Below are 12,926 nucleotides of genomic sequence, written 5' to 3'. Positions count from 1 at the left end.
GTGCCCCGCCCGTTCCTTTAATGATTTCGCTTCCCCTCAATCAGATCCTTCGCCTCTTCCGAAGCCATTTGAATCATGTAAGCCAATAAGGGATTGTCTGTCTTCTTTGCCAGTTTCCCAAGTTCGCCCAGCATCTGTTCTATATATACGAGGGTCTCAGGATTATCTTCACGACGTTGCTTCATGCTGCCCCCAACAAATAAGCAAGTAGCTTTATTAGAAAATCACTATGCAATTATGAACGCTCCGACCATATTTGGCTCCAAATCTACCAAAAGTTACATATCTAGCAATCACTATTTATAGTTGTATTTCGCGATTTTTTGTCTCGCACTCTTGACCAAACGCCGCCCTCTGTTCATGTGGAAGGCAACAAATATGACGCGGTTGGGAGGCAAAACGCCTCTGCGGGGCGCGAATCTGGGCTGTTTTAAATGAACGTCGTTGTTGTCGAATCGCCTGCCAAGGCGAAAACTATCAATAAGTATCTGGGCTCGAACTATAAGGTTCTGGCATCGTTTGGTCACGTGCGAGACTTGCCAGCCAAGGATGGTTCGGTGCGTCCGGACGAAGATTTTGCCATGTCGTGGGAAGTGGACGGCAATTCCTCCAAGCGACTGTCAGATATCGTCAAGGCGCTGAAAGACAGCGATGGCCTCATTCTCGCAACCGATCCGGATCGCGAAGGTGAAGCCATTTCCTGGCACGTGCTGGAAGTGCTCAATCAGAAAAAGGCGCTGAAGGGCAAGACGGTCAAGCGCGTCGCGTTCAACGCCATTACCAAGAAGGCCGTTCTCGACGCCATCGCCAATCCGCGCGATATCGACGAGCCGCTGGTCGATGCCTATCTTGCGCGCCGTGCGCTCGACTATCTCTTCGGTTTCACGCTGTCGCCGGTTCTGTGGCGTAAACTGCCGGGCGCACGTTCGGCTGGCCGCGTGCAGTCCGTCGCCCTGCGCCTCGTCGCCGACCGCGAGTCGGAAATCGAGCGTTTCATTCGCGAAGAATACTGGAACATTGCCGCTCTTTTGAAGACGCCGCGCAGTGACAGCTTCACAGCGCGGCTGACCGCCGTGGACGGCAAAAAGCTCGGCAAGCTCGACATCAAGAATGGTGAACAGGCAACCGGCATCCGCACCATGCTGGAAGGCGCAAGCTTTAAGGCTATTTCGGTCGAAGCCAAGCCGACCAAGCGCAATCCCGGACCACCTTTCACCACTTCGACCTTGCAGCAGGCCGCTTCCGGCCAGCTCGGTTTCTCGGCGTCGCGTACCATGCAGGTGGCGCAGCGCCTTTATGAAGGCGTGGATATCGGTGGCGAGACCGCCGGTCTCATCACCTATATGCGTACCGACGGCGTGCAGATGGCGCCGGAAGCGATCACTGCCGCACGTCAGGCCATTGGCGAGACGTTCGGCGCGAAATATGTGCCCGAAAAGCCGCGCTATTATTCCAGCAAGGCCAAGAACGCGCAGGAAGCGCACGAAGCCATTCGTCCGACCGATTTTTCGCGTCATCCGAAGGAAGTGCGCCGTTATCTCGATGAAGATCAGGCGCGGCTTTATGAGCTGATCTGGAAGCGCGCTATCGCCAGCCAGATGCAGGCCGCCGATATCGAGCGCACCACGGCCGACATTGAAGCCGTCAATGGTTCGCGCTCGGCCATGCTGCGCGCCAATGGCTCGGTGACAAAGTTTGACGGCTTCCTTGCAGCCTATATGGATCATCGCGAGGAAGAGGACGACGACGAGGACAGCGCAAAGCTGCCGGAGATTCGTAGTGGCGAAGCGCTGGCGCGCGAAAAGATCGATGCCACCCAGCATTCGACCGAACCGCCGCCGCGCTATTCGGAAGCCTCGCTGATCAAGAAGATGGAAGAGCTGGGCATCGGTCGTCCTTCGACCTATGCCGCCACGCTCGCCACGCTGCGCGACCGCGAATATATCAGCATGGACAAGCGCAAGCTGATCCCGGAACCGAAGGGCCGTCTGGTCACGGCTTTCCTTGAAAGCTTCTTCGACCGCTATGTCGAATATGATTTCACGGCGAGCCTTGAAGAGAAGCTCGATCTCATTTCCGATGGCAAGCTTTCCTGGAAAGACGTGCTGCGTGATTTCTGGCGCGATTTCTCCGGCTCGGTCGATGACATCAAGGAACTGCGCGTTACCAATGTTCTTGATGCGCTGAACGAGGAACTGGCGCCGCTGGCTTTCCCCGCTCGCGAAGACGGCAGCGATCCGCGTTCGTGCCCGACCTGCGGCACCGGCGTGCTGTCACTGAAACTTGGCAAGTATGGCGCGTTTGTCGGCTGCTCCAACTATCCCGAGTGCAAATTTACCCGTCAGCTCGGCGGCGAAGCCAATGGCGAGGCAGCAGCAGCTGATGAGCCGAAGTCACTCGGCAAGGATCCGTTTACGGGTGAGGAAATCACTGCGCGGACTGGCCGTTTCGGTCCCTATATCCAGCGCGGCGAAGGCAAGGAAGCCAAGCGCGCCAGCCTGCCGAAAGGCTGGACGCTGGATACGGTCGACCATGAAAAGGCTGTGGCCCTGCTGTCGCTACCGCGCGATGTGGGCCAGCATCCGGAAACCGGCAAGATGATTTCAGCGGGCATCGGGCGTTATGGGCCTTATGTCAGCCATGACGGCACATTCGCCAATCTGGAAAATGCCGAAGAAGTGTTCTCGGTCGGTCTCAACCGCGCCGTTTCGGTGCTGGCAGACAAGCAGTCGAAGGGCGGTCGCGGGCGTTCGACACCTGCGGCGCTGGCAACGCTTGGCGACCACCCGGATGGCGGGTCGATCACGGTGCGCGACGGACGCTATGGTCCTTATGTGAACTGGGGCAAGGTCAATGCGACTTTGCCAAAGGGCAAGGACCCGGCAAGTGTCACGCTGGAAGAAGCGCTGGCGCTGATCACCGAAAAGGCTGGCTCGACCAAGGGCAAGAAAGCCCCTGCCCGCAAATCTGCCGCCAGTACGGAAAAGAAAGCCGCAGCCAAAAAGCCGACAGCAAGGAAAGCGCCCGCAAAGGCAAAAGCCGCTCCGAAGGCTAAGAAGGCCGCAGCGGCAGAGGAGTAACAATTGGCACGTCGTTTTCCCAAACCCGATTCCGGTCGATCCGCACGGACCGAACGGCGTGCAGCACAGGCGAAATCAGAGGCGCATGCGGGTGATCCGCATGCCTTTCTGCCGACGCGTGAGGAAGTCCTCAAATATATTGAGGAAAATCCTGATCGCGCTGGAAAGCGTGAACTTGCCAAGGCGTTCAATATCAAGGGCGATGCACGGGTCTATCTGAAAGACCTGTTGCGCGAACTGGCCGATGACGGTCTTGTCGAAAAGCGTGCACGCAAGCTTTCACGTCCCGGCTCATTGCCAAGCGTCACCGTACTGGATGTCACGGGACGCGACGAGGATGGCGGGTTGCTGGCCCGTCCAGCCGAATGGGACGAGGCCGCCTATGGCAAGCCGCCCGTGGTGCTGGTGCGCCGCACGCGGCTTAACAAGGCGTCCGAAGGCGGTCCGGCGGTCGGTGTCGGTGACCGCGTTCTCGCGAAGATTTTCCGCAATGAGGACCGCGACGGACCGGACTATACCGCGCGCGTGATGAAGCGGCTCGAACACCGCACCGATGCGGTGCTGGGCGTTGTACGCAAGCTTGGCAATGGCGAGTGGCGGCTGGAGCCTGTGGATCGCAAGCAGGCGGAAGTGCAGCTTGACCCTGCCCAACTGGAAAATGCCGAAAGCGGCGATTTGGTGGAAGTCGAACTGATCTCGTCGCGCCGTCAGGGGCTGCCGCGTGGCAAGGTCCGACAGGTGGTTGGTTCTATCGATAGCGAAAAGGCGCTGTCGATGATCGCCATCCACGAACATGAAATTCCGCATGTGTTCCCGGATGAAGTGATCCGCGAATCCGAAGATGCCAAGCCCGCGACGCTCGATGGCCGCGAAGACTGGCGCGCGGTTCCGCTTCTCACCATCGACCCGGCCGACGCCAAGGACCATGACGACGCCGTCTATGCGGAGCCGGATACCGACCCGGAAAACCCCGGTGGCCAGATCGTTATCGTGGCGATTGCCGATGTGGCGGCCTATATACGCCCCGGTTCGGCGCTGGACCGGGAAGCTTTGAAGCGCGGCAATTCCGTCTATTTCCCGGACCGGGTTGTGCCGATGCTGCCAGAGCGCATATCGAACAATCTCTGTTCGCTGCGCGAGCTGGAAGACCGCCCGGCCTTGGCTGTGCGGATGGTCTTTGCCGCTGACGGCAGAAAGAAATCGCACAAGTTTCACCGCATCATGATGCGCTCTGCCGCCAAGCTTGCCTATGGTCAGGCTCAAGCCGCCATTGACGGCGCGACAGATGACAAGACGGCACCGATCCTCGATAGTGTGCTGAAGCCGCTTTGGGCAGCTTATGCGGTGTTGAAGCGCGGGCGGGACGCCCGCGAGCCGCTGGAACTCGATCTCCCTGAAAAGAAAATCCTGCTGACGCCGGATGGCAAGGTGGACAAGGTGATCGTGCCGGAACGTCTCGATGCGCACAAACTCATCGAAGAGTTCATGATTCAGGCCAATGTCGCGGCAGCTGAAACACTGGAAGATCATCGTCAGCCATTGATCTTCCGCATCCACGACGAGCCGGCGCTTGCCAAGCAGGAAAGCCTGCGCGAATTTCTGCGCACGCTCGACCTCAATCTCGCCAAGGGCGGGCCGCTGCAACCATCGCAGTTCAACCGTATTCTGGTGGCTGTCGAGGACACCGATCATCAGGAACTGGTCAATCAGGTCGTGCTGCGCACGCAGAGCCAAGCCATATACAGCCCTGACAATATCGGGCATTTCGGGCTGCATCTGCGCCGCTATGCGCATTTCACCTCACCAATCCGCCGTTATGCCGATCTGATCGTGCATCGCGCGCTGATCAAGGCGCTGAGGCTTGGCAAGGACGGAATAACGACCGATGAGGAAGCGCGCCTTGAGGAAATCTCCGCGCTGATTTCCTCAACCGAGCGCCGCGCCATGCTGGCAGAGCGTGAAACCGTGGATCGTTTGATCGCGCATTTCCTCGCTTCACATCTCGGTGACGAGTATGAAGGTCGCGTGACGGGTGTTACCCGGGCCGGTCTTTTCGTGAACCTTGCGACATATGGCGCGGATGGACTGGTGCCCATTTCAACTTTGGGTCATGAATACTATTTATATGACGAAGCCAACCATGCGATTGCCGGAGAAAGAAGCGGAAAAGGCTTCCGCCTCGGTGATACTGTCACGGTCAGGCTGGTTGAGGCGCTCCCCGTTGCGGGCGCGCTTCGTTTTGAGATGGTATCGGAACCGCATCCCCTGCCGATGTCGACGCGCTCGCATCACAAGGCAACCCGGACGATGCGCGGACGAAAGGGCAAGCCTTCGGGCATCCCGCGTCACAAGAAGAGAGGTCGGTAATGAGCACGCTTGAGGCCAATTCCGCGCAGAACATTCAGGTTTTCGGTGGCGAAACCAGCAGAAAAGCCCATCCCAAGCGCCCGCTTGGCGAGGCCATGTGGCGCGGTTTCCGCTGCCGCTGTCCGCATTGCGGCGAAGGCAAGCTTTTCCGCGCTTTCGTCAAGCCGGTCGCCAAATGTTCCGTCTGTAACGAGGATTATACCGAACAGCGTGCTGATGACCTTCCGGCCTATTTGACGATTCTGGTTGTCGGTCACATCGTGGTCGGCGCTTTCATGGGCGTGGAAGCCACGACCAACCTGTCGCTGTGGGCACATATGGCGATCTGGGGGCCGCTGACGGTCATTTTGTCGCTCATGCTGCTCCAGCCGCTCAAAGGGGCAACCATCGGCCTGCAATGGGCGCTTTACATGCATGGTTTCGGGGGCAAGGGCGAAGGCGACTACGGCGACGTGACCTGATCCGGCTATCATGACCGTGACAGTTTCCACGCCCTTGGCTGAACAGAAGAAGAAGGTGCTGCGCCCGCGCGACGCAGCCTCGCTGCTTCTGATCGACCGTTCATCCGGCAAGCCTTGCGTGCTGATGGGCAAGCGCCATCACAGCCTTGCCTTCATGCCGGGAAAATTCGTGTTTCCTGGCGGCCGTGCCGATTCAATTGACGGCGCGATTTCAGCTTCGAGCGAACTCAGCCACGACGACACATTGAAACTTCTGAATGGCATGGGTTCCCGCCCCTCGATGCGTCGCGCCCGCGCGCTTGGCCTCTGCGCCATCCGCGAAACATTCGAGGAAACCGGTCTCCGTGTGGCGCATCCGGTCAACAGCGATTCTTCGGCTGAACCGCCGTTTGGCCCCGCGGCCAATCATCAGGACTGGCGGGCCTTTCTCGGCCAGGGCGCCCTGCCCGCTTTGTCCAGCCTGCGCTATTTTGCGCGTGCCGTGACCCCGCCGGAACATGTCCGTCGATTCGATACACGCTTCTTCATCGCATTTTGCGACAGCCTGCCGGAATTCGGCAAGCAAAAGCTCGCACCAAGCGGTGAACTGGAAAATCTCGACTGGGTATCGATCGATGATGTGGGCAAACTCGATCTCGCTCGCATTACCCAGATCATCCTGGAGGAAGCACAAAATCTACTGGCTGAAACACGCCTTGATTTGCCTGCGGCCCTTCCGGTGGTGCAATACCGTGTGCGGCACGGCCGCTTTGTCCGTGAAGTGATCTGACCTGATGAATACAGAAATTCCAGCAACCGACCGTGCTTCTGCCAAAACAAGCACGGAAGGCGTGAACGGCGCTCTTCCGCAGGAAGGCCAGATGCACTGGCGTTCGCTTGCTGCGGCCATTGCGACCATCAGCGCAGTGGGTGCAGCTATCGGGCTGGGCATTCCGCTTTTGAGCGTGCTGCTGGAAGCCCGCGGTCATTCGGCAAGCCTTATCGGCGCCAATACCGCTGTTGCCGGGCTTGCCTCGATTGCCGCCGCCCCCCTCGCCGCTCCGATTGCGGCGAAGCTCGGCGTGGTCAGAGCCATCTTTCTGATGCTCGTCATCGGCGGTATTGCCTTCCTCGGCTTTCATTTTTTCCAGCCGCTCTGGGCATGGTTCGCGTTGCGCATCGTGCTGCATTTCGCGCTGACGGTGCTGTTCGTCCTGTCAGAATATTGGATCAATGCATCAGCACCACCTGAAAAACGCGGACTGGTGCTTGGGATCTATTCCACGTCGCTCTCGCTCGGTTTCGCGCTCGGACCATGGCTTTTCTCAAAGATCGGCAGCGCCGGTGGCCTACCATTCTTCGTTGGATTCGCAATCATCATGATTGCGCTCATCCCGGTGACAATTGCCTGGCGCGACAGCCCGGATTTCGAGGAAGGTGAACATGTTCCCTTCCTGCCGTTTATCTTCGCCGTGCCAACCGCGACCATGGCGGTCTTCGTCTTTGGTGCCGTGGAAACAGGCGGCTTCGCGCTTTTCCCGGTCTTTGGCGCGCGCATTGGCTATCCGGAAGCGGATGCTGCGTTGTTGCTGACGATGATCGGTCTCGGCAATGTGCTGCTGCAAATTCCGCTTGGCATCATCAGCGACAAGATTCCCGACCGCCGCAAGCTTCTGCTGTTCTGCGCAGTCACAGGCCTCATCGGCATGATCGCGCTGCCCTATCTGATGCAACACTGGTATCTGATGGCGGGCGTGCTGTTCCTGTGGGGTGGCGTGGTGGCTGGTCTCTACACGGTCGGTCTTGCGCATCTTGGTTCCGAACTCACAGGCCGCGAACTGGCGTCGGCCAATGCCGCCTTCGTGTTCTGCTATGCAATTGGCATGCTGGCAGGCCCGCAGGCCGTGGGTGTCGGCATGGATGCTTTCGGCCCGGCAGGTTTTTCGTGGACGCTTGGGGTATTTTTTGCCGCATATGCGATCTTTGCAGCAGGAAGACTGCTTTTCAGAAAGAAGCGGACTTGACTTTTCGGCCCCAATCCGTAGTTATGCGGCGAATTTCCGCTGCCGGGTGAATTGCCGGAATCGCTGGCGGTTACCATCCATAGAGTATGACCCCGGAGAATGGGAGCCCGATAAGCGGGTCCGGTTTCCGAAAAGGTGATGCTCCGGCAAAGTTAAAGAGCAGGTATTTCGATATGGCCAAGGCTACGACGATCAAGATCAAGCTTTTGTCGACCGCTGACACCGGCTTCTTCTACGTTACGAAGAAGAACAGCCGCACGATGACGGAAAAGATGACAAAGACCAAGTACGACCCGATTGCGCGCAAGCACGTCGAGTTCAAGGAAACGAAGATCAAGTAATTCGTTTCCCGCGTTGCCCATGCGGTGACCGGAATCAAAAAAGCCGTCTCTCACGAGACGGCTTTTTGTTTTTGATCTGCTGTTTATCAAAACATTCAGGCAGCCGAAGCGACAACGCGATTCCGACCATTCTTCTTGGCAAGATAAAGCGCAGCATCAGTTCTGTCGAACAGCGCTTCCACGCTGTCGCCGATCAGGCGCAAGCCAGCCAGACCGACACTGATCGTCATATTGACCTTGTGGCGCCCGCTAGCGACCGAGAAAGGCACTGCCTCCACAGAGGTGCGGATACGCTCTGCAACGGCTGCACCAGCCTGCAAATCCGTATCCGGCAGCACGACGATGAACTCCTCGCCACCATAGCGACACATCAGGTCCATACCGCGGATATTCTTGCGCAGGCGCGATGCGAATTCGCGCAGGACATCGTCGCCAGCATCATGCCCGTACTGGTCGTTGACGCGCTTGAAATAGTCGAAGTCGATCATGATGACCGTCAGCGGGCGCTCCCGGCCCGTGGCGCGGCTATAGAGCACCGGCATATGCGTATCGAGATAGCGGCGGTTGTGCAGCCCCGTGAGATCGTCCGTTACCGCCATGGTGATCGAGCGGTTCAGGCTCTGCCGCAGCAGATCATTGTAGCACTTGCGCTTGATCTGCGTGCGCAGCCGCGCAAAAAGTTCCAGCTTTTCCAGCGGGCGCATCAGATAATCGTTAACGCCAAGCTCCAGCGCGCGAACAACAAGCGCGCCTTCGTCTTCCCGCACAATCAGGATGATCGGCACCAGTCGGGTACGCTCGATGGTGCGCAATTGGGAGCAGAGGCGCAGCGGGTCGTAATAGGTGAAAGCCGCCGAAACGACGATGCTGTCATAATCCGCCTCGATGGCCTTGATGAGAGCAGCATTGGCGTCTGTGGCGATATCGACCCGATAGGTTTCGCCCAAAATAACGCGCAGCCGTGCTGCCGCCGTTTCATCCTCGTCCACAACGAGGATGCGGGCGGCATCCTGCAAGTTCGGACCGGAACCAGAAACCTTGGCTGAAAGCAGCGCCTCCACCTCGGCATCGGCCACGCTGTTGCTGCGCTGGAACAGTTCGTCCGAGACCAGCTTCAGGCGGGCGAGGCTTTTCACGCGCGACATCAGATGGAGATCATTGACCGGCTTGGAGAGAAAATCATCTGCACCCGCCTCCAACCCACGAATCTTGTCTTCCGGGCGGTCAAGCGACGTCACCATGACCACAGGAATATTGGAGGTGCGCGGGTCGTCCTTCAGCTTGCGGCAAACTTCGAAGCCATCCATGCCCGGCATGAGAACATCCAGCAGGACAACGTCAATCTGCCCGCCTAAGCAGATTTCGAAAGCATCTGATCCGTTATAAGCGCTGACAACTTCGTAATACTCAGCAAGCAGCCTTGCCTCCAGAAGCTTCACATTGGAAGCCACATCATCGACGACGAGAATTCTGGCAGTCATGATCCCCCTCGCCTGGTCGAGCCTAAGCGTCGCCCAGATAAGACTTTATCGTTTCTATAAATCTTGGAACAGAAATTGGCTTGGATATATAGGCCTCGCATCCGCCCTGCCGGATGCGTTCCTCGTCGCCTTTCATGGCGAAAGCCGTGACCGCGATCACCGGAATATGGCGCAGTTCTTCATCGTCTTTCAGCCACTTGGTCACTTCCAGACCTGAGACTTCCGGAAGCTGAATATCCATGAGAATGAGATCTGGCCGGTGTTCGCGTGCGAGATCAAGCGCCTCTAGACCGTTTCGTGTCCGGATCGTTTCGTATCCGCTGGCTTCGATAAGATCGCGAAACAACTTCATATTCAATTCGTTGTCTTCGACGATCATTACGCTTTTCGTCATCGAAACTTCCCTGGGGCAACTGCCCGGCCCGATTATTCATTCATCTACTGGCATTGGCTGACACCAAACAGTGTGTGCACCGACATTCCCCTCGGTCCACTCTATGATTTAACCTCATTTCATTGACGAAAGGCAAATAATTCCGTTGTCGCTACAAGGACCTGCATCTTATATGAAAACAATTGCAGGCCCGCGTGGCGGCTGCATGGATCGGCTGAAATGGAGGTGACGATGAAAACGCTTATGAACGAAACAGAAGCGCAGGGTCTCGCCATTGAAGCTTTGGCCTGGCTTGCGCAGGACAAGGATTTACTCCCGCGCTTTCTGGCGCTGACGGGCATCGAAGCCTCGTCCATCCGTCAGGCAGCGCGTGAGCCGGGCTTTCTGGCCGGTGTGCTGCAGTTTTTCTTAAGCCACGAGCCAACGCTGATGCGCTTTTGCGAAGAAACCGGGCGTGACCCGGCTATCATCCAGAAAGCGGCGTCTTTCTTGCCCGGCGGTGCGGGCCAGCATTTGCAAAGCGGCGCCGACTGATTCGACCGACACCGCCCTGTTTTTGCGCTGAAATCAGGCTGCGCTCGGCCCGGTGACGACCTCTTCCGCCGCGGACACATTGAGAACGTTCAGCTCATGCGCCCGCCCGTCGCGTGCAGTCCATGAAATCGACTGGCCGGGTGCAAGCCCGATCAATGCCGTGCCAATCGGGGTCAGAATCGAAACCTTGCCCTGTGCAATGTCCGCCTCGCCCGGATAAACCAGCGTCACGCGGCGCTCATGTCCGTCATTGGAACGGAATTCGACCACCGAACCCATATGCACCACATTTTGCGGCAGCCGCTTGGCAGGCACGACCTTGGCGCGGTCAAGTTCGGCCATCAGCTCGTCGGCGATTTCCTCGTGCTGCTCGGCGACGCTGTTGGCCAGCCCCATCAGGCGCTCGTAATCGACGTCGCTGACGACAATATTGGGCTTCTTGCGATTCTTGACGCTCATGGCGATAGCTCACTGTTATAAAAGATAAATATCTCCGAGCATGATGGCTCGAAGCGGATTATTGGGATGTTTTCATGAAAGCGCTTGTCGAATTCGCTTGAGGCAAGCGACGAACCATCCCCCGGAGTCCTTCTGCGCTAGGCAGGACTCGAGGGCCTTTATCCCGCGATCGGTTGAACCCGATGGAGTATGGCGGCGAAACGGTTGTTCATAACACTAAACTTGGTGATATCGCTGCCAATGTCAAGAGCATGACGGTTGCGCGCGCCTCTGCCAGTGGCGTGGCGCGGGATTGGTGATATACAAAGCATGTTCCTTTTATGTTCGTTTGAGCAGGCTTCATCGAGTCGAAGCTGGGCCAGACGACGAAGCTGCGCATGTGGACGATGGTTGAGAATTTCGCCGGAAACAGTTCGGAGCAAGGCTTATGTCGCGACTGCCTGTCGCTACAGAAGAGTGCTTCGGTGCGCCGGTGTTATTCCTGCGGCAGCCCGCGCCTGGTGCGACATCCGGAATTGTACAAGCTGACGCTGGCGCATATCGATTGCGACGCCTTCTACGCTTCTGTTGAAAAGCGCGATAATCCTGAATTGCGCGACAAGCCGCTCATCATCGGCGGCGGCAAGCGCGGCGTCGTTTCGACAGCGTGTTACCTCGCCCGTATTCATGGTGTGCGTTCGGCGATGCCGATGTTCAAGGCGCTGGAAGCCTGTCCCGAGGCGGTCGTTATCAAGCCTAATATGGAGAAATATGCCCGCGTGGGGCGCGAAGTGCGCCAGCTGATGCGTGATCTCACCCCATTGGTTGAGCCGCTTTCCATTGACGAAGCGTTTCTCGATCTCAGCGGTACAGAACGGCTGCACAAGGCGCCGCCCGCCGTGGTTCTCGCACGCTTTTCCAAGCGCGTGGAAAGCGAGATTGGAATCAGCGCATCCATCGGCCTGTCCTATTGCAAATATCTCGCCAAGGTGGCCTCCGATCTGGAAAAGCCGCGCGGGTTTTCCGTTATTGGAGAAGCCGAGGCGCTCGATTTTCTGCGCGATAAGCCGGTGAGCATGATCTGGGGCGTCGGCAAAGCATTTGCGGCCAAGCTGCAAAGCGACGGCATCCGCAGCATAGGCCAGCTCCAGACGATGGATGAAGGCGGGCTGATGAAGGCCTATGGCACCATGGGCCAGCGTCTCTATCGCCTGTCGCGGGGGCAGGACAGCCGACGGGTAGAGCCGGAACATGATATGAAAAGCGTTTCGGCGGAAACGACCTTCAGCACCGATCTTTCCACTGCGGCCGATCTGGTTCCTGTTTTGCGTGCGCTTGCAGAAAAAGTATCGCGACGGCTCAAAGCAGGCGAAATTGCCGGGCGCACTGTCGTCCTCAAGCTCAAGACGCAGGACTTCAAGCTACGCACCCGCAATCGCCAGCTTTCGGACCCGACCCAGCTGGCTGACCGCATTTTCCGGCATGGATTGCAGCTTCTGGAAAAGGAGCTGGATGGCACCAAATTCCGGCTGCTTGGAATCGGTGTCGGCGAGCTATCCTCAAGCGACCGGGCTGACCCGCCAGATCTGGTCGATACGCAGGCCACAAAGCGTGCTGTCGCCGAAACCGCGATTGATCGCCTGCGCAACAAGTTCGGGCTGAATGCAGTTGAGACCGGCTATACTTTCTCAAAAGGTAATCTCGCCCGCACGCAGACACCATCCGACCGCGATCATGACGACCACGACTGAGTGATTGGCGGCCTGACGGGAATTCACCGCGTTATCCGACTTGTTTCCGCTTTAGACTCACGGTTCAATTCCCGCA

Annotated in this window: 12 protein-coding genes; 8 read left to right on the top strand and 4 right to left on the bottom strand. The window is 57.9% G+C overall.

Annotation, left to right across the window (positions count from 1 at the left end; translation table 11 throughout):
- Positions 1-17 precede the first annotated feature (17 nt).
- Positions 18-185, bottom strand: coding sequence for a hypothetical protein (locus ABWW11_RS17525; protein ID WP_167836084.1), 168 nt, complete (start codon positions 183-185; stop codon positions 18-20).
- 249 nt (positions 186-434) lie between these two features.
- Here ABWW11_RS17525 and topA point away from each other — a divergent pair, with 249 nt between their 5' ends.
- The 6 genes from topA (at position 435) to rpmG (ending at position 8,252) form a co-directional block, all read left to right on the top strand.
- The gene (gene topA, locus ABWW11_RS17520; protein WP_109367341.1) at positions 435-3,080 is read left to right on the top strand and encodes a type I DNA topoisomerase; all 2,646 of its coding nucleotides are present in this window, start codon (positions 435-437) and stop codon (positions 3,078-3,080) included.
- A 3-nt stretch (positions 3,081-3,083) separates the two neighbouring features.
- Positions 3,084-5,447 (top strand): ribonuclease R, encoded by a 2,364-nt coding sequence (gene rnr / locus ABWW11_RS17515; RefSeq protein ID WP_109367340.1) that lies wholly within the window; start codon positions 3,084-3,086, stop codon positions 5,445-5,447.
- The gene (locus tag ABWW11_RS17510) at positions 5,447-5,908 is read left to right on the top strand and encodes a DUF983 domain-containing protein (RefSeq protein WP_109367339.1); all 462 of its coding nucleotides are present in this window, start codon (positions 5,447-5,449) and stop codon (positions 5,906-5,908) included. The genes rnr and ABWW11_RS17510 overlap by 1 nt, the downstream gene beginning before the upstream one ends.
- 10 nt (positions 5,909-5,918) lie before the next feature.
- The gene (locus ABWW11_RS17505) at positions 5,919-6,677 is read left to right on the top strand and encodes an NUDIX hydrolase (protein WP_109367338.1); all 759 of its coding nucleotides are present in this window, start codon (positions 5,919-5,921) and stop codon (positions 6,675-6,677) included.
- 91 nt (positions 6,678-6,768) lie between these two features.
- Positions 6,769-7,911, top strand: a complete 1,143-nt coding sequence (locus ABWW11_RS17500) for an MFS transporter (protein WP_109367985.1) — start codon at positions 6,769-6,771, stop codon at positions 7,909-7,911.
- A 173-nt stretch (positions 7,912-8,084) separates the two neighbouring features.
- Positions 8,085-8,252 (top strand): 50S ribosomal protein L33, encoded by a 168-nt coding sequence (rpmG, locus tag ABWW11_RS17495; protein WP_002966024.1) that lies wholly within the window; start codon positions 8,085-8,087, stop codon positions 8,250-8,252.
- Between the two features lie 95 nt (positions 8,253-8,347).
- On the opposite strand, the gene ABWW11_RS17490 is transcribed toward rpmG, so the two are convergent.
- Positions 8,348-9,733 (bottom strand): PleD family two-component system response regulator, encoded by a 1,386-nt coding sequence (locus ABWW11_RS17490; RefSeq protein ID WP_109367337.1) that lies wholly within the window; start codon positions 9,731-9,733, stop codon positions 8,348-8,350.
- A gap of 22 nt (positions 9,734-9,755) precedes the next feature.
- The gene (locus tag ABWW11_RS17485; RefSeq protein WP_007878616.1) at positions 9,756-10,127 is read right to left on the bottom strand and encodes a response regulator; all 372 of its coding nucleotides are present in this window, start codon (positions 10,125-10,127) and stop codon (positions 9,756-9,758) included.
- Between the two features lie 231 nt (positions 10,128-10,358).
- Between ABWW11_RS17485 and ABWW11_RS17480 the strand changes: the two genes are divergently transcribed.
- Positions 10,359-10,661, top strand: a complete 303-nt coding sequence (locus ABWW11_RS17480) for a DUF3572 domain-containing protein (protein ID WP_109367336.1) — start codon at positions 10,359-10,361, stop codon at positions 10,659-10,661.
- Positions 10,662-10,694: 33 nt separating this feature from the next.
- Here ABWW11_RS17480 and rnk read toward each other — a convergent pair whose 3' ends face one another.
- Positions 10,695-11,120 (bottom strand): nucleoside diphosphate kinase regulator, encoded by a 426-nt coding sequence (gene rnk, locus ABWW11_RS17475; RefSeq protein ID WP_109367335.1) that lies wholly within the window; start codon positions 11,118-11,120, stop codon positions 10,695-10,697.
- A gap of 386 nt (positions 11,121-11,506) precedes the next feature.
- On the opposite strand from rnk, the gene ABWW11_RS17470 reads away from it, so the two are divergent.
- Positions 11,507-12,850, top strand: a complete 1,344-nt coding sequence (locus ABWW11_RS17470; RefSeq protein WP_109367984.1) for a DNA polymerase IV — start codon at positions 11,507-11,509, stop codon at positions 12,848-12,850.
- Positions 12,851-12,926: the final 76 nt, after the last annotated feature.

The organism is Brucella sp. NBRC 113783 (assembly GCF_040372265.1).
Classification (GTDB): Bacteria; Pseudomonadota; Alphaproteobacteria; order Rhizobiales; family Rhizobiaceae; genus Brucella; species Brucella teleogrylli.
The sequence above is the reverse complement of the archived record's forward strand: the minus strand, read 5'-3'. Positions and strand labels throughout refer to the sequence as shown.